We start from the raw sequence: 16,004 nt of genomic DNA on the forward strand, positions 1-16,004 counted from the left end.
GTTCGTTGCTATGAAACGGGCATATTAAACACTATCGGGACCCGCATGCCTTCGCGTGGTTCTTTTTCAGGACCCGACGGGTTCTGTCGGTGGCTGGCCGTCGTCGAACGGACGCGAACTGCGGGTCGCCGGACTCGTCTCGGTCGGGCGGGTTATCTGAGGCGACCGATACCCGGGAGTCGCTTCCGAGCGAGGTCGTCGACGATTGCGATCGCTTCGTCGGCTTCGGCTCGGCTAACCCCGTTGCCGTAGGTCGCTCGCTCGTAGTACTCGAGGACCTGCTGGGCCCGTGGATCGAGTCGGTCCCCGTCCGTCCGGGCTGGCGTCGACAGTGCCTGCAGGTATGCCCGCGCCGATTCTCCGCGACTGCGGGGGCGGTACTGGCGTCCGAGGAGTCGCTCGAGGCGGTCGAAGGCGCGTTCGGCGTCTCGATCCGGATCGGCCCGGGACCCGTGCCAGTAGACGCCGACTTCGCGACGGAGACGGGTCGTCGCGTCGATTCGGCGCGCGCCGGCGGCGAGGCCGACGAGAACGACGAGTCCGAGTACGGCCGTCTCGCGGGTAACCGTATGGAGGGATTCGATCAGTGAGCTGTCATCGTCGGCCGTGCTTCCGTCGGTTCGGTCACCGGAATCCGACGGGTTCGATTCGTTGTTCGGATCGTCGGCTGGCTCCGTTCCGTTGTTCGGATCGTCGGCTGGCTCCGTTCCGTTGTCCGGATCGTCGGCTGGGTCGTTCGGGTCGTTTGGATCGGGAGCGGACGGTTCGAGGGGGTCGTTCTCGTCTTCGTCGCCGATCGAGACATCCTCGCTCTCGTCGGTATCCGCGTCCTCGTTACCGTTCGCACGGGCTTCCTCGAGACGCTCGGTGTGGACCTCGCTGCGTGAGCCGCCGGGCGTCGGGTCGAACCGGACCCAGCCGTGGTCGGGGAAGTAGACCTCGACCCAGGAGTGAGCATCGAGTCCGCGAACGACGTACTCGTCGTCGTCGACTTGTTGGCCGCTCGTGTAGCCGGTGACGTAGCGGGCGGGAACCCCCTCTTCCCGGAGCATCTGTGTCATCGTCGTCGCGAAGTAGACGCAGTAGCCTTCGTCCATCTCCAGCAGGAATCCGTCGGCGACGTTGCCAGCGGGCTGGGAGACCTCCAGCGAGTAACCCTTCGAGGAACGGAGGTGTCGCTCGATCTCGATGGCTTTCTCGTATGGGTTCTCGGCGTCGGCCGTGATCTCCGCGGTGCGTTCCCGGAACTCGCTCGAGGTTTCTTCCGGCGTCTGGAGGTAGTATTCGGTTACTTCCTCGGGGTAGTCCGTCCCCGCGTTTCGGAGTGCGGTCGGGCTCGAATCGACGACCGCGCTTTCGACGGTGTACTGATCACCCTCCTGCAGGGGGGTTTCGGGCCGTGGCTGACCGTCCCTGGAGACGGTCGTTCGCTGTGTCACGTCACCACTGAGGGCTAGGGGTTGTGGTGCGACGGGCATGATACCCAGTTCCGTCTCGGCAGTGACCGTCTGTCGAACCGTCTCGTAGTTCCCGGGGGGATTCGCGAGTCGGCCGTCGTACCGGTTGCTCTGTCCGGTCCGGATCCATTCGTCGCCCGAAAAGCGGTCGTAGACGCCCGTTCGCCAGTAGGACCGTCGATCGGACTCGACCGTAAACCGAACTTCGGGTGAGAGATCCACCTGCCCGGAGATCCCCGATCGCTGCGGGGCGGAATCGATCGTCGCCTCGAGCGAGCCGTCTTCGCCCTGGACGAGGTGTGTCGGCCCCGTCGGCTCACCGGGGACGACCGTCACCGACAGCGAGAGGGCGACGATCACCGCGAACAGGACCGCAAGCAGGTCCGCTTGCGCGATCGAACCGCCACGACGCTCGAGTTCGCCGACGGCGATGGTCCCGATGGCGGCGAGCGTGCCGATCAAGGTGGTGAGCGTCCCGGCGTCGCCGGTCAATACGAGAAAGCCAAGCGCGATCCCGCCGGGAACGACGCTGAGTGCGTACCGGCCCCGCACGGCGAGATACCACGAGAGGAACACGGGGGCGGGCACGAATCCCAGCGTCCAGATCCCCGCCTGGACCATTCGAAGCACCGGCAGCCCGGTCGCGAGCGCGACAGTATCGGAGATGAGGGCACCGCCGGCCGTGAAGACGACGCCGAGTTCGACGCCGGCAGCGGTGAGATAGTAGGCGAACCCGAAGCCGGCCGCCACGATCGCGAGGGCACCCGCGGTCCAGGGACGGATCACCCGTGCGAACAGCGTCGCCGTGAGAAGCATGCATCCGACGATCGCGAACAGCGATCGACTACCGCCGACGACCTGCGTTATCCCGTACAGGACGCTCACGTACGAGGCCGTCAGAACCAGTACACAGCCCAGTGCCAGGGGGCGGAGGACGTCGGAGCCGACCCGGCGATCCCCGTCGAGGGTGACCGTTCGATCGCCGGCATGACTGGACGATTGCGTACTCATACGGTCACCCCCGGGGAGTCACCGGTGTCGTAGTCGGTTCGATCGTCGCTTCCGCTCCGTTCGCTGGGCTTGTCCGTCCGCTCCGCCCGGTCGCGACCGCGGAGCCGGTCGAACGGAATCTCCTGGTCGTCGATGACGACCGTCGTCCCGTCGGTCTCGGTCCGGACCACCACGTCCGCATTCCGTCGGGTCTGCTCCCCGAGCGTCCCGGGCCCGGCGACGGCAAGCATTCCCAGGAGTTCGCGGTGGTGGGCCCGGCCCGATCCCGGGGGCCGTCTCCCGTCGGGGAGAACCAGTCCGACCGTGGCACCCCGCTCGAGGAGGTCGGTCGCGACGGTCGCGGCGGCCGACGCCATCTCCCCGTCGCGGTCGGTGAGACATTCGGCGACGACCGTGACGGCCCCGGCCTCCTCGCCGTCCGCATACTCCGTGACGACCAGGTCGTCGTCGGGCCGTTTTGCCGCACTCTTCCAGTGGATCTCCCGTAGCGGGTCCCCGCGCCGGTACTCCCTGAGGTGATCGAACTCGTCGTGAGCGTGGCGATCCGCGACGCTCGCGAGCAGTTGGACATCGGCCGCGGGACCGCGACCCAGCTCTCGGACCCGCGGATAGACGAGGACGGATGTCGTCACCTCGTCCTCGAACCGCCGTTCGACGAGTCCGACGACGTCCTCGACGGTGATCGACAGCGGGCCGACTCGGTGTTCGCCCCGTTCCTCGAGTCGAACGTCGTACGTGAACGTCTCGTCGCCCTCGAGGGTCGTTTTCGCGACCGGGTCCGTGGCTGCAGCGAGGCCGTCGCCGACGGTATCGCGCACCGTCGCGGCGACGGGGCGATCGGTTTCGATCGTGAGTTCGACCCGTCGCTGTTCCCCGATGAATCCCTCGGGGACGGGCTGGCGGGTGACTCGCGGTCGGTTGACTCGGCCGATCGTGAGCAGGCCGGCCAGGAGGACGACGACGAGGGGAACGACGACGGCGTTTAGCGCCCGCGGACCGAACTGCCAGCTCAACGCGACGGCCCCGAGCACGACGGCGACGACGATCCAGCCGCGGCGTGTGAGTCTCATTCGACGGCGGTGTGCTCGAGTGCGTCCTCGACGACCGCGGTGCCGTCCCGGTCGCGACCGGTCGTCTTGATCCGGTGGCTCATCACGACCGGCGCTTCGGTCTGTACGTCGTCCGGAATCACGTAGTCCCGACCGTTCGTGACGGCGCGAGCCTGGGCCGCTCGGAGCAGCGATATCGTCCCGCGGGGACTCACACCGATGCGCGCGTTCTCGCGAGTGTAGGCCGCGAGTCGCGTGACGTACGTCCGGACCGGCTCCGCGACCTGGACCGTCGATACGGTTTCGCGGGCGGCAACGAGCGTGTCGCGATCGGTTACCGACTCGAGGGACTCGATGGGGTGGTCGCCGACCGTCCGGCCGAGGAGGTCGGCTTCCTCGTCGGCGTCGGGGTAGCCCAGATGGAGTTTCTTCATGAACCGATCGACTTCGGCGAAGGGCAGGTCGTAGGTACGGTTCGGTTCGACGGCGTTCTGGGTCGCGATCACGGTAAACGGCGTCGGGAGTTCGCGCGTCGTGCCGTCGACGGTGACCTGTTCTTCTTCCATGGCCTCGAGCAGCGCCGCCTGGGTCTTCGGCGGCGCACGATTGATTTCGTCGCCCAGCACGATGTTCCCGAAGACGGGGCCGGGTTGATAGTCGAATTCGCGGCTCTTCTGGTTGAAGACGTTCACGCCGGTGACGTCGGAGGGGAGGAGGTCGGGCGTAAACTGAACGCGGCTGAATGTGCAGTCGACGGATTTGGCGATCGAGCGTGCCAGCATCGTTTTGCCGACGCCGGGCACGTCGTCGAGAAGGACGTGGCCGCGTCCGAGGACGGCGGTGATCACGTGTTCGATCACGTCGTCGTGGCCGACGATCACGCGCGAGACGTTCGTCTCGATATCGTCGCACAACCGCTTTATCGTCGAGATTCGGAGGGGAGCGCTGTCGGCCGCCGGCTCTGTACTCGCTTCCGCTGTCGGGTTGGCATCAGTCATAGTCTCGAGGCTGTCCGCGGGGACCGGACGAACCGTTCTTCACATCCTCATCGGGTTCTGCGGAACATATGTTTTGTGTCATACGAGTTATTCGCTTCTCGAGACGTGTCGGGTCGTCGTCGAGCGGCCGATTCGCGTGGCTCGAGCGAAACGAGAGCCCGGGCCCGACAGCGTACGTCCGCGAGGAGAGCGGCCGCTCGTGAGCGTGGACGACGCGTCGGCGCTCCGTGAGCCGACGGTCAGACCGTTGCAGCCGCTATCGATGTCGATCGGAAACCGATACCACTCCCAGGACAGCCTAGAGCCGCTCGACGTTCGTCGCGCGTGGCCCCTTTTCGGCCTCCTCGATCTCGAACTCCAGTTCCTGGCCCTCCTCGAGGTCAGGACCCCCGATGTCCTCCATGTGGAAGAACACGTCCTCGTCCGCGTCGTCGGTTTCGATGAATCCGTAGCCGCCAGTGTCGTTGAAGAACGCAACCGTACCTTTCGCCATTGCACTTGAACAAAGCCACGACGAAAGTATAAAGCTTCGGGGCCCACTCGCAGGCTCATCCCCGAGAAAACGTCTCGTATCGGTGGTAATAGCCGATTACCACTGTTTGCAGTCGGGACAGACCAGGTCGCCGTCGGCTCGCCAGACCCGCTCAGTCGGACCCCCACAGCGTGTACACGTGTAGTCGCCCCACGCGTACGTCGAGCGGTCAGCGCCGATCGAACCGCCATCCGGGTCGTCACTCGGTTCGCCGCCGTCTCGAGATGGGGCTCCCGTCGTCCGATCGTCATCGCCGTCGGTGGAACCGAAATCCGAGAGCGTCGCGTCGTCGGGCACGGGCACCGATACGAACGGACGGGACTTAACCGTCCGCATGCGGGACCGGCACCGCCAAGTAGGGCCGGTAACAACCCCCGTATATGGTTACGGTCACACCCCTGAACATCATCGTGGACAACATCGTGGAAATGATCGGCCTCTTCAGCGACGTCGCAATGGGTGCCGGACTCGCACCGCTGCTGGTCCTGATGGGGGCGCTTCTCGTCGCCGTCTCGATGGGCGTCTTCGGCATCCTCACGCTCGGTGCCGTCGGGAACCTCTTCACCGCGAACTGAGACCTCCTTCTGCGACTTACGTATCCCGACTGCTCGCACGCGAGAGCGCCTCGCTCGCCCGTTCGACGGCGTCTTCCAGGTCCGGTCCCAGCGGCGAGCCGACGACGATCCCGTCGACGTACTCGAGCGCCCGGGCGAACCGCTCCGCGACCGTCTCGGTCGTCCCCGCGATACAGAAGGCGTCGATCATCGCCGGGGTGACGCGGCCGAAGGCCTCGGGAAGATCGCCCTGCTCGAGCGCCTCGCTCACCGCGCGTGCCGCGTCGCGGTCGATATCGTGCCGCTCGAGGACCGGCTCCGCGGCCCCGCCGACGATGAAGGCGACGGGCGGCCGGGCCGCCTCCCGGGCCTCGGTTTCGTCGCCGGCGACGCTGACGCTCGCGAACGCCAGCGACTCGAAGGGGTCGTGGTCGTCGGGCCGTTCGGCCAGTCCCTGCTCGAGTTGGCCCGCGGCCCACTCGAGGTCCCGCGGATGGGCGGCGTTGACCAACACTCCATCGGCGCGTTTCGCGCTCATCCGGAGCATGTGTGGGCCCTGTGCGCCGACGTAGACCGGTATCCGATCGGACGGGGGATCGAGGTTGAGCGCCGCGTCCCGCGCGGTGAAGGTTCCCTCGTGGGTCACCGTCTCGCCGTCCCAGAGGTCACGAGCGACCTCGAAGGTCTCGAGGACGCGTCGGAGCGGGCTGTCCCGTTCGATGCCGAGGTTCGACAGGGAGGAGCGATCGCCCGCGCCGACGCCGAAGACCGCTCGGCCGTCGCTGAGTTCGTCGATCGTCGCCGTTCCCGACGCGAGTTTTACGGGGTGGGTTTCGTAGGGGTTGACGACGCCCGGCCCCAGCCGGATCTCGTCGGTCGCGTCGGCCATCCGTGAGCACACGACGAGTGGGTCGCGGTTGAAGTAGTGGCTGCTCGCGAAGGCGATCTCGAACCCTTCGTCCTCGGCGAGTGCGGCCAGTCCGGCGACACGTTCCGGCGGGTGTTCGGGAGTGAGTTCGATGCCCCAGGTCGGCTCGCCGCTGGTGGAAGTGTGATCTGTCATTCGTCGACCCTCCAGTCCCGTAGTGCCTGTCGCACGAGGTCGTTCTCGACCGACCGGAACAGTTCGTCGCTGCCCTCGTGGGTACCGAACTCCCAGTCCCGGACGACGACGGCGGGCGTCCCGCCGGCCCCCTCGCCGGTGACGAGGTTCGCGGCGGCGGCGAGTTCGTCGATCACCGACTGGACGGTGACGCCGAGTTCGTGGCCGTCCCGGTCCGCCTCGCCGCGCCAGTCCCGGCTGGCGGGCAGCCCGGCCCAGCCGATCGCGACGCCGGTCTGGCCGTGTCGGAAGGGTCGCCCGCAGGTGTCGGTCACCACGACGCCGACGTCCTCGTGGCCCCGCGCCGCGAGTCCCGAGCGGATCCGCTCGGCGCTCTCGCTGGGCTTGCGCGGCAACAGGAGGATGTCGTGACCGGGCACGTTCGAGCGGTCGATCCCCGCGTTCGGCGCGATGTGGCCAAAGCGCGTCTCGGCCAGCAGGAACGGACAATCGATCAGCAGCTCCGAACTCTCCTCCAAGACCGCCTGTGCGAACCGCGGGTCCTTCTCCTCGCCCGCGACCGCCTCGATCCGGTCGGCGATCTCCTCGGCCCGCCCGCTGACGGGGTACTCCTCGAGGTCCGCCGTTCGCCCCTCGGCCTTCGAGACGATCGTACTCGCGACGGTGAGCACGTCGCCGGGCTCGAGGGCGGCCCGATCCGCGACGAGGGCGGCGATGTCGTCGCCGGGGCGGATTTCGGGCAGATCCGCCACGCCGTTGAGTTCCATACTGGTGGGTGGGGAAGCGGCGTCAAAAACGCACCGTCACCGGAGAATGGAGCCAGCGATGGACGGGCTATAGCTCCGCGACGGTTGCACAGTCCTGACAGGAGATGACCATCTCGTCGGGTTCGGGCATCCGCTCGTCTTCCGGATTGACCGCTTCGATGTCGTGGACCGTTTCTCGTCCGCAGTCCGCACAGTCGAACAGCACCTTCGTGTCTGTCCATCCGTGGCGGGGCTCCCCGACGCCGAGCGCCACGGCGACGACTCGTTCGTCGCCTTCGTTACCGCCGGTCTGATAGGAACCGCCGCGCTCGAAGTGGATGACTTCGCCGGAGCCAACCTCGTGGGTTTCGGGCTCGGCACCCGGCCCCGATTTCACCTCGAACGTGGCCGTCCCATCGATCACGTAGAACAACTCCTCCTGATCGTGGTGCGTGTGGTGGCCGCCGGAGAACGACTCGCCGGGCTCGAGTTCGAAGTGGACCATCGCGAACCCCATCTCGTCGATGGCCCGCGAGAGCGGTTTGCGGTGGCTGTTGATGCCCATGAAATGGGGGACGTTCTCGATGTCGTCGACACTCCGTTTTTCCATGCTACCACTAGGCATGGTGTGTACCCTCTAAAACGTTCCCGCCGTTCGGAATATGTGGCTGAATATACAGTCAACACCCTACTGCGTGTCGGTTACGACCCGTTTCGGTCGATCGACTCGCGGTGCGTTCCGGCGGCTCGGTCGGTCTCGACCGACTCCGCGTTCCGCTCGCCCGGATCGCCGTGCCCGCCGCCGCCGGGCGTTTTGACGGTAACTGTCGTCCCAGCCGTCACGTCGACCGTCGTCTTCGCGGGAACCGCTTCGCCGTCGATCAGGTTCTCGCCGGTCGCGCCGTCCCCGCCGCCGGCGACGCCCTTCGGCGCGTGGCGGCGGCGCTCGGTCAGCAGCGACACCGTCGCCGGCGTCTCGACGGTCACCGACCGCTCGAGGCCGAGGCCCCCGCGAAACCGGCCGCGCCCGCCGCTGCCCTCCCGAAGCGCGTAGCGTTCGACCCGGAGCGGGTACTCCGTCTCGAGGGATTCGACGGGCGTGTTGAGCGTGTTCGTCATGCCGACTTGGACGCCGTCCATCCCGTCGCGGTCGGCGCGCGCGCCGAAGCCGCCGCCGAGCGTCTCGTAGTAGGCGAACGAGCCGTCGCGCGCGCCGATGGTGAGGTTGTTCATCGTCCCCTGGCCCTGTGCGGGGACGCGGTCGGGCGCGGCCTGTGCGAGCGCGGTGAAGACGACGTCGGTGACCCGCTGGCTGGTCTCGACGTTGCCGCCGACCACGGCGGCGGGCGGGTTCGGGTTCAACAGCGATCCCTCGGGGGCAGCGACGCTCACCGGCTCGTAGCAGCCGTGATTCGGCGGGATCTCCGGATCGGTGATACAGCGCACGACGAAGTAGACCGCGCTCGTCGCGACCGCCAGCGGCGCGTTGAGGTTCCCCGCGACCTGCGCTGCGGTTCCGGAAAAGTCCACGTCGATCGTCCCGCCGTCGACCGTGACGGCCGCGGCGATTTCGACGTCCTCGTCGGTCACGCCGTCGCCCTCGAGGACGTCGGTGGCCTCGTACGTGCCGTCGGGCAGGGCCGCGATTTCCGCCGCGATCCGCTCGCGGGAGTAGTCGATGACAGCGTCGAACCCCTCGAGGACCGTTCCGCGGCCGTGCTCGTCGAAGAGGGCCCCGAGCCGCGCTTCGGCGCGTTCGTTCGCTGCCTGCTGTGCGCGGAGGTCCGCCCGGCGTTCGCGGAGGTTGCGGACGTTCGCGAGAACGAGCGAGCGGACGTCCTCCCGGGGCTCGCCGCCCTCGACGAGCCGAATCGGGGGGAGCCGGAGTCCCTCCTGATAGATCTCCTCCGCGCCGGCGGGCATGCTACCGGGAGTCATCCCGCCGACGTCGGCGTGGTGGGCTCGAGAGACGGCGTAACCGACGATCGATCGGGCGTCATCCTCGTCGTCGCTCCCGCTGCTCCCGTCATGCCCGGGCGCGATCGGCGAGACCATCGTCACGTCCGGCAGGTGCGTTCCGCCGGTGAAGGGGTCGTTGAGAACGAACACGTCGCCCGGTTTCGGATCGTGCTCGCGTACGGCGTCGACCGCGGCCGGCATCGCGCCGAGGTGGACCGGGATGTGTTCTGCCTGCGCGATCATCCGCCCCTCGGCGTCGAACAGCGCCGTCGAGCAGTCCCGCCGTTCCTTGATATTCGGCGAATACGCCCCCCGGATCAGGGTCTGTCCCATCTCCTCGGCGACGCTCTCGAGTTGGTTGCGAACGACCTCGAGGGTCACTGGATCGATGCGATCGTCCGTCTCGTCTGTCGGGTCCGTCGTCATCGTCGGTTCTCCTCCGTTCGCGTCGCGACGAGCGTTCCGTCGGCCAGAACCTCCCCCGCCCAGGTCGGCGGGACGACGGTGGTGCTTTCGGCCTGCTCGAGAACCGCCGGGCCCGCGATCGACGCGCCCGCCGCGAGCCGCTCCCGATCGTAGATCGTCGTCTCCCGCCGGCCAGCGTCGGGAAAGGTGGCGTCACGAGTCCCGAGGACGGCGTCGCCCTCGCCGTCGTGGCGGATCGCCGGCTCCGATCCCAGGACGGTCGCCGTCGTGCGGAGGGTGACGACCTCGATCGATTCGTCCATCGCGTAGCCGTAGGTCCGCTCGTGGACGTCGTGAAACCGGTCGGCGACCGCGTTCGCGTCGAACGTATCGTCGACGGGAACGGTCAGTTCGAAGCTCTGGCCCGCGTACCGGCAGTCGGCTGCCCGCTCGACGCGTGCCGCGTCCGGAGCCGACGCGTCCGCGAGCACGTCGGCCACGAGGTCGTCGTACACGTCCTCGAGCGCCGCTGGCTTCGCTCCGTCGAGCGCGACGCCGACGGTCCTGGCGGCGTCGTAGCTCTCGTCGGCCGCGAGCAGCCCGAACGCGGAGAGCACGCCGCTCGGCCGCGGGACGACGACCTGCTCGACCGACAGGGAATCGGCCAGCGCCGCGGCGTGCATCGGCCCCGCGCCGCCGAAGGCCACGAGCGCGAAGTCGCGAGGGTCGTGGCCCCGTTCGACCGTCACGGACCGGATCGTCCGCGTCATCGTCGCGTTCGCCACCCGGAAGACGCCACGAGCCGCCTCGAGCGGTCCCGCGAGGCCGGCTTCTTGGGCCAGTTCGTCGAGGGCCTCGCGTGCGGCGTCGACGTCGAGGGTCATTTCACCGCCCAGCGCGGTTTCGGGGCCGATGTAGCCGAGCACGACGTTGGCGTCGGTGACGGTCGGTCGAGTGCCACCGCGGTCGTAACAGGCCGGGCCGGGCGCTGCACCCGCGGACTCCGGCCCGACCCGGAGCGCGCCGCCCGAGTCGACCCACGCGATCGAGCCCCCGCCCGCGCCGACGGTGGTCACGTCGACCATCGGCGTCCGGATCGGTATGTCGTCCACCTCGGCGTCGGTCGTCCGCTCGGCCCGTCCGTCCCGGACGAGGCTCACGTCGCTCGAGGTGCCACCCATGTCGAACGTCACGAGTCCGTCGACGGCATCATCGCCGACGGTGGCCGCTGCACCGACGACGCCGGCGGCCGGCCCCGACAGCGTCGTCGTCACGGCGTGGTCACGCACCGTCTCGGGATCGGCGATACCGCCGTTGGCCTGCATGATCCGCGGTGTCGGAATCCCGGCCTCGCGGGCCTCCTCGACCAGCCGACCGACGTAGCGGTCGATCGCGGGCCGGACGTAGGCGTCGACCGTCGTCGTCGACGTGCGTTCGAACTCGCGGAACTCCGCGAGCACCTCGTGGGAGGCCGAGACCGGGGCCTCGAGTTCCTCGCGTAGCGTCTCGGCGACGAGGCGCTCGTTCTCGGGATCGGCGTAGGCGTGTAGCAGACAGACCGCGACCGCCTCGACGTCGCGTTCCCGGAGCGTCGCTGCGAGATCGCGGATTGCCTCGGCGTCGACCGGTCGTTCGACCCCGTCGGCGGTCGTCCGTTCGTCGACTTCGAACCGCCGGTCGCGGGGGACCAGCGGCTCCGGTTTCTCGGCCTCGAGATCGTACAGATCGGGTCGGTCCTGGCGACCGATCTCGATGACGTCCCGGAAGCCCTCGGTCGTCACGAGCGCCGTCTTCGCGCCGTCGCGTTCGAGCAGGGCGTTGACCGAGACGGTCATCGCGTGGGCGAAGCCGTCGATTTCGGTGGGTTCGATGCCGGCGCGGTCGCAGGCCTTGCGGAGTCCCTCGAGGACGCCGATGTGTTGGTCGTCGGTCGTCGGGACCTTCGCGGTGACGAGTCGGTCGTCGACGGAGAGGGCCACGTCGGTGAAGGTGCCGCCGACGTCGACGCCGATGCGCGTGTCGCCATCGACTGGCGGCGTCTCACTGGTCATCCCAGGCTGGTCCCTCGAGTAGCGTGTCAGAATCCTCGTCGAGCGATACCGCCACGCGCTGTGTCATGGTCACAGGCGGGGGGCCGAGGTAGGTATAGTTCACGCACTCGATCCGTCGTCCGGTCGGGGCGACGGCTTCGAATCCCGAAAGCGATTCCCTGCGGGCGGACGTCGGTCACGTATGAGCGATTCACCGGTAGCCTCCGACGACCCGGGGAGCGACGACGGGGAGACGAGTCACGTCGTTACCGCCTTCCTCCGAAACCGGGGGGAGGTCCTGTTGCTCCGCCGGAGCGATTCCGTCGGCACTTACAGAGGCCAATGGGGCGGCGTCTCCGGCTTCGCCGAGGGCCAGCCGGACGAACAGGTCCGCGTCGAGATCCGCGAGGAAACCGGCCTCGAGGCCGACGACGTCTCGCTCGTCCGCTCCGGGCGGCCGATCACGTTCGCCGACCCCGCTCTCGAGCGCGAGTGGGCCGTCCACCCGTATCTGTTCGACTGCGAGACCCACGAGATCCGGCTGAGCGACGAACACGATGCCTTCGAGTGGGTTCCGCCGACCGCGATGCTCGCGTCGGTCGGCGACGACCGGGAGACGGTCCCCGAACTCTGGACTGCCTACGAGCGCGTGGCACCGACCGTTCGGTCGATCGCCGCCGACGGCGAGCACGGGGCCGCGTACCTGTCGCTGCGCGCGCTCGAGGTGCTTCGCGATCGGGCCGGAGTGCTCGTCGCCGAGCGCACGGAATTCGGGGCCGATCCGGACGGCGAGTGGGACGAACTCGCCGAACTCGCGGGCCGGATACTCGAAGCCCGACCGTCGATGGCCGTCCTCCGGAATCGGACCAATCGGGTGATGGCCGATGCGAACAGAGGGGCCGGGGATGGGGCGGCCGTCCTCGAGTCGGCGATCTCGACGATCGATTTCGCACTCGACGCCGACGAGGACGCTGCAGCGACCGCGAGCGAGCGATTCGAGGACAGCGTCGCGACCCTCTCGCGGTCGGGGACCGTCCTCGAGGCGCTCGAGCGGGGCGAGCCGTCACGCGTGTTCGTCGCCGAGTCGCGGCCAGCCCGCGAGGGGATCGACGTCGCCGAACGGCTGTCCGAACGAACCCCAAGCACCGTCACGGTCCACACCGACGCAGCGATCGCGCACGTGCTCGCACGCGAAGACATCGATCGGGTAGCGGTCGGCGCAGATACCGTCCTCCCGGACGGCTCCGTCGTGAACAAGACGGGCACGCGGGCACTGGCGGTCGCCGCCGACCGGGAGGGGATCCCGGTGTCCGTCGTTGCCACGACGGACAAGGTCTCGACCCGCGAGGGTGTCTCCCTCGAGTCCGGCGAGCGATCCGCGGTGTACGACGGCGACGCGTCCCTCGACGTGTTGAACCCCACGTTCGACGTGACACCCGCCGAGTGCGTGACCGAGTTCGTGACCGAGCGCGGGACGCTCGACCCGGTCGATATCGGTGCGGTCGCTGCGGAGTTGCGGGACCTCGAGGAGTGGTAATCGGCCGTTCCCTCGGTGCGATGGGCCACAGGCTGGCTCCCGTCCGTGAGGTTTTTGCGTCCGACTGGTCTACGACTGCCAGGTGGCGATGACGAAAGTTACCCCCGCTTAGCCCCTTGTGATGAAAGCCTTCACCGAGCCACCACCGTTCTGACGACCTGAGAGACGTCCGTCGCGTCGTCCCAGTAGCGCTGCCAAACCTTCAACCGTGATTCGCGCGTACCGACACCCATGCGATTCGAACTCGAGCGACTCGGCGTCCACGAGTCAGTCGAAGCGGTGTTTCCGCCGGCTGAACTGGCGGCGTCTCTCTCTCACCTGCCGGCGGAGGTCGCAGTAATCGGCGACGACGAAATCGCTGGCTGTGATGCAGTGGTCACGCTCGAGCACCGCGAGGCCTTCCTCGAGGTGGAGTGGGTCCACTCGATTCAGGCGGGCGTCGATCGGTTCCCGTTCGACGAGTTCGAGGACCACGACGTGATTCTCACGAACAGCACGGGCATTCACGACCGAACCGTCGGCGAGACGGTCGCGGGGTATCTCCTCATGTTCGCCCGGCGGCTGCACGATCACGTCGCGAACCAGCAAGAGCGCCGGTGGGACCGCCCCGAGTGGGACGCGGCCTTCACGCTACCGGGGTCGACGGCCTGCGTCGTCGGCACCGGGACTCTCGGCAAGGGCGTCGCCGAAACCCTCGGCGGGCTCGGCGTCCGCGTGACCGGGGTTCGACGCTCCGGCGACCCCGTCCCCGGCTTCGACGAAATCTACACGACCGACCGCCTCCTCGAGGCGATCGCCGACGCCGAGTTCGTGATCGTCACCGTCCCACTGACCGACGAGACCCACCACCTCTTCGACGCGGAGGCGTTCGACGCCATGCGCGACGACGCCTACTTCGTGAACGTCGCCCGAGGCTCCGTCGTCGACGAACCGGCGCTGATCGACGCCCTCGAGGCTGACGCGCTCGCGGGAGCCGCTCTGGACGTCTTCGAGGCGGAGCCCCTGCCCGAGGACTCACCGCTGTGGGGGATGGACGAGGTGATTATTTCGCCCCACTGCGCCGCCTACACCCGCGACTACTTCCGGGACACCGGCGATATCGTCCGCGAGAACGTCGATCGACTCGCGGACGGCGCGGAATTCCACAACCGCGTGGTCTGATCAGGGATTGACTCGAGGCAGTGGGGCTCTCGAATAAGTGCCGATATTAGACGGAACGCGTGGTGGCCGGGCGCACGACTCGAGTATCACGAGGGTCGTGCAACCCGGGGGAGGGCAGGCACTTACCCGACACGCACCGCGAGCGAGGTCGCAGGCCGAGCGAGCGGGCCGACGACCGATGTGGAGGGCCCGAAGGGGCCAGAACGGAGGGCGGAGTGCTTTTGATCGAAATTTTGCCGAGGGTGCGGCTTCGCCGCGCCCGCAGAGCAAAATTTCGTTAGAAGAACTTGAACAGATCGTCCCGCTGTTGCTCGTGCAGGTGGGATCGAACGGCCTCGGTGAGTGGCTCGAGCTGGCCGCGTTTGGCGCTGATGGGGGCGACGGTGTCTTGCCACTGCTTCCACGGCGGGTAGAGGCCGAGGCGGTCGCAGAGATCGTCGAGCCGTTCGTCCTCGTCGTCGACCTTGTCCATCTTGTTGACGGCGACGACCGTCGGCACGTCCAGCTCCCGCAGGAAGTGGAACATCTCGACGTCGTAGGGGATCTCGTCGGGACCCGAGTGGCGGTCGATGATATCGACGACGCTCTTGCCGTCGACGACCAGAATCGCGACGAGGATGTCGTCGGCGTACTCCTCGAGGTAGTGGACGATCTCGGTCTTGATCTCCTCGCGGAGGTCCTCGTCGACGCCGCTCATGAAGCCGAAGCCGGGGAGGTCGGTGATGACGAAGTCCTCGGGTGCCCAGTCGTAGTGGTTGGGCGAGCGAGTGACCCCGGGTTTCCCGCCGGTATCGAAACTGTGGCCGGTCAGCTCGCGCATGAGCGTGGATTTCCCCACGTTCGAGCGCCCGACGAGTGCCACTTCGGCGTCTCGGTTGGGCCGCGTATCGAAATCGATCATAGCCGACTGTAGGGTGGACCGACCTTTATACGCACTGTAACGGGAGTCGGCTGCCAGTGGGCTCGGTCGGCGTCCCCCCGTGGTCCCGTGGCGCTACACGCTCGTCGCGACGAACACCCCGATTCCGAACGAGGCTGCGACGAGCAGGGCGATGGCCACGAGCCGGCGGCTCGAGGGCGTCGCCTCGAGATCGACGTGGCGACTATCGCGGGCGGTCTGGACGCCGAACCAGGCCAGCGACGTACAGCCGATGGCGACTCCGCCGGCGAAGAGCCACGACCACGCGTCGTCCGTGACGAGGGCGGAACGGATCGCCGAGAGCGTGACGACGGCCGCGAGGAGGATATCACCGATTCCGACGACGACGTTCCACGGAACGGGCCGCCCGACGACCGTGATCGAGTCGACGAGTCCGCCGACGAGCAGTAGGATCGCCGAGAGGGCGAAGCCAGCGAGGAACGCGCCGGCCAGCGGACCGGTGAGTACGCTCGAACCGAACGCGGCGAGAGACGCGCTGACGAGTCCCAGCATACCGACGCCCAGTAGCGAGGCGAGCCGCCGTTTCATACGTGCCGTTTCTCGGCTTGATACAAGAAGTTGA

15 protein-coding genes are annotated in these 16,004 nt (G+C 67.8%); 3 read left to right on the forward strand and 12 right to left on the reverse strand.

Features of this window, described 5'->3' with window-relative positions:
• Positions 1-152 precede the first annotated feature (152 nt).
• The 5 genes from J0X27_RS12125 to J0X27_RS12145 all read right to left on the reverse strand — a co-directional run bounded on the left by J0X27_RS12125 (position 153) and on the right by J0X27_RS12145 (position 5,344).
• The gene (locus J0X27_RS12125) at positions 153-2,468 is read right to left on the reverse strand and encodes a transglutaminase TgpA family protein (protein ID WP_207269439.1); all 2,316 of its coding nucleotides are present in this window, start codon (positions 2,466-2,468) and stop codon (positions 153-155) included.
• Positions 2,465-3,538, reverse strand: coding sequence for a DUF58 domain-containing protein (locus tag J0X27_RS12130; RefSeq protein ID WP_207269440.1), 1,074 nt, complete (start codon positions 3,536-3,538; stop codon positions 2,465-2,467). Before J0X27_RS12130 ends, J0X27_RS12125 begins: the two co-directional genes overlap by 4 nt.
• Positions 3,535-4,515, reverse strand: a complete 981-nt coding sequence (locus tag J0X27_RS12135; RefSeq protein WP_207269441.1) for an AAA family ATPase — start codon at positions 4,513-4,515, stop codon at positions 3,535-3,537. The genes J0X27_RS12130 and J0X27_RS12135 overlap by 4 nt, the downstream gene beginning before the upstream one ends.
• A gap of 298 nt (positions 4,516-4,813) precedes the next feature.
• Positions 4,814-5,008, reverse strand: a complete 195-nt coding sequence (locus J0X27_RS12140) for a cold-shock protein (protein WP_097380401.1) — start codon at positions 5,006-5,008, stop codon at positions 4,814-4,816.
• Between the two features lie 96 nt (positions 5,009-5,104).
• Positions 5,105-5,344 (reverse strand): DUF7573 domain-containing protein, encoded by a 240-nt coding sequence (locus J0X27_RS12145; protein ID WP_224214581.1) that lies wholly within the window; start codon positions 5,342-5,344, stop codon positions 5,105-5,107.
• 83 nt (positions 5,345-5,427) lie between these two features.
• Between J0X27_RS12145 and J0X27_RS12150 the strand changes: the two genes are divergently transcribed.
• Positions 5,428-5,622: a DUF8024 family protein gene (locus tag J0X27_RS12150; RefSeq protein ID WP_207269443.1), complete on the forward strand. Its 195-nt coding sequence runs from the start codon at positions 5,428-5,430 to the stop codon at positions 5,620-5,622.
• 16 nt (positions 5,623-5,638) lie between these two features.
• On the opposite strand, the gene J0X27_RS12155 is transcribed toward J0X27_RS12150, so the two are convergent.
• The 5 genes from J0X27_RS12155 to J0X27_RS12175 form a co-directional block, all read right to left on the reverse strand.
• Entirely contained in the window at positions 5,639-6,664 is a 1,026-nt protein-coding gene (locus tag J0X27_RS12155) for a 5,10-methylenetetrahydromethanopterin reductase (RefSeq protein ID WP_207269444.1), read from the reverse strand.
• Complete coding sequence (locus J0X27_RS12160; protein ID WP_207269445.1) at positions 6,661-7,431, reverse strand: coenzyme F420-0:L-glutamate ligase; 771 nt, start codon at positions 7,429-7,431, stop codon at positions 6,661-6,663. Before J0X27_RS12160 ends, J0X27_RS12155 begins: the two co-directional genes overlap by 4 nt.
• Before the next feature lie 67 nt (positions 7,432-7,498).
• Positions 7,499-8,020: a cupin domain-containing protein gene (locus tag J0X27_RS12165; protein WP_207269446.1), complete on the reverse strand. Its 522-nt coding sequence runs from the start codon at positions 8,018-8,020 to the stop codon at positions 7,499-7,501.
• Positions 8,021-8,112: 92 nt separating this feature from the next.
• The gene (locus tag J0X27_RS12170; RefSeq protein WP_207269447.1) at positions 8,113-9,795 is read right to left on the reverse strand and encodes a hydantoinase B/oxoprolinase family protein; all 1,683 of its coding nucleotides are present in this window, start codon (positions 9,793-9,795) and stop codon (positions 8,113-8,115) included.
• On the reverse strand, positions 9,792-11,825 hold the full coding sequence (locus J0X27_RS12175) for a hydantoinase/oxoprolinase family protein (protein ID WP_207269448.1): 2,034 nt from the start codon (positions 11,823-11,825) through the stop codon (positions 9,792-9,794). Before J0X27_RS12175 ends, J0X27_RS12170 begins: the two co-directional genes overlap by 4 nt.
• A gap of 181 nt (positions 11,826-12,006) precedes the next feature.
• Here J0X27_RS12175 and J0X27_RS12180 point away from each other — a divergent pair, with 181 nt between their 5' ends.
• Positions 12,007-13,341: an eIF2B alpha/beta/delta subunit family protein gene (locus J0X27_RS12180; RefSeq protein WP_207269449.1), complete on the forward strand. Its 1,335-nt coding sequence runs from the start codon at positions 12,007-12,009 to the stop codon at positions 13,339-13,341.
• A gap of 231 nt (positions 13,342-13,572) precedes the next feature.
• Complete coding sequence (ddh, locus tag J0X27_RS12185; protein WP_207269450.1) at positions 13,573-14,502, forward strand: D-2-hydroxyacid dehydrogenase; 930 nt, start codon at positions 13,573-13,575, stop codon at positions 14,500-14,502.
• 277 nt (positions 14,503-14,779) lie between these two features.
• Here ddh and engB read toward each other — a convergent pair whose 3' ends face one another.
• Together engB and J0X27_RS12195 are read right to left on the reverse strand one after the other, a co-directional pair.
• Positions 14,780-15,403 (reverse strand): GTP-binding protein EngB, encoded by a 624-nt coding sequence (engB, locus tag J0X27_RS12190; protein WP_207269451.1) that lies wholly within the window; start codon positions 15,401-15,403, stop codon positions 14,780-14,782.
• A gap of 93 nt (positions 15,404-15,496) precedes the next feature.
• Positions 15,497-15,970 (reverse strand): DUF7994 family protein, encoded by a 474-nt coding sequence (locus J0X27_RS12195; protein WP_207269452.1) that lies wholly within the window; start codon positions 15,968-15,970, stop codon positions 15,497-15,499.
• Between the last annotated feature and the right edge of the window lie 34 nt (positions 15,971-16,004).

It is taken from the genome of Natrinema longum (genome assembly GCF_017352095.1).
Taxonomy (GTDB): domain Archaea; phylum Halobacteriota; class Halobacteria; order Halobacteriales; family Natrialbaceae; genus Natrinema; species Natrinema longum.

What these genes read in the sequence shown, in the direction of transcription:
- J0X27_RS12125 (WP_207269439.1), bottom strand. Translation starts at nt 2,468, where the DNA reads ATGAGTACGCAATCGTCCAGTCATGCCGGCGATCGAACGGTCACCCTC.
- J0X27_RS12130 (WP_207269440.1), bottom strand. Translation starts at nt 3,538, where the DNA reads ATGAGACTCACACGCCGCGGCTGGATCGTCGTCGCCGTCGTGCTCGGG.
- J0X27_RS12135 (WP_207269441.1), bottom strand. Translation starts at nt 4,515, where the DNA reads ATGACTGATGCCAACCCGACAGCGGAAGCGAGTACAGAGCCGGCGGCC.
- J0X27_RS12140 (WP_097380401.1), bottom strand. Translation starts at nt 5,008, where the DNA reads ATGGCGAAAGGTACGGTTGCGTTCTTCAACGACACTGGCGGCTACGGA.
- J0X27_RS12150 (WP_207269443.1), top strand. Translation starts at nt 5,428, where the DNA reads ATGGTTACGGTCACACCCCTGAACATCATCGTGGACAACATCGTGGAA.
- J0X27_RS12155 (WP_207269444.1), bottom strand. Translation starts at nt 6,664, where the DNA reads ATGACAGATCACACTTCCACCAGCGGCGAGCCGACCTGGGGCATCGAA.
- J0X27_RS12160 (WP_207269445.1), bottom strand. Translation starts at nt 7,431, where the DNA reads ATGGAACTCAACGGCGTGGCGGATCTGCCCGAAATCCGCCCCGGCGAC.
- J0X27_RS12165 (WP_207269446.1), bottom strand. Translation starts at nt 8,020, where the DNA reads ATGGAAAAACGGAGTGTCGACGACATCGAGAACGTCCCCCATTTCATG.
- J0X27_RS12170 (WP_207269447.1), bottom strand. Translation starts at nt 9,795, where the DNA reads ATGACGACGGACCCGACAGACGAGACGGACGATCGCATCGATCCAGTG.
- J0X27_RS12175 (WP_207269448.1), bottom strand. Translation starts at nt 11,825, where the DNA reads ATGACCAGTGAGACGCCGCCAGTCGATGGCGACACGCGCATCGGCGTC.
- J0X27_RS12180 (WP_207269449.1), top strand. Translation starts at nt 12,007, where the DNA reads ATGAGCGATTCACCGGTAGCCTCCGACGACCCGGGGAGCGACGACGGG.
- ddh (WP_207269450.1), top strand. Translation starts at nt 13,573, where the DNA reads ATGCGATTCGAACTCGAGCGACTCGGCGTCCACGAGTCAGTCGAAGCG.
- engB (WP_207269451.1), bottom strand. Translation starts at nt 15,403, where the DNA reads ATGATCGATTTCGATACGCGGCCCAACCGAGACGCCGAAGTGGCACTC.
- J0X27_RS12195 (WP_207269452.1), bottom strand. Translation starts at nt 15,970, where the DNA reads ATGAAACGGCGGCTCGCCTCGCTACTGGGCGTCGGTATGCTGGGACTC.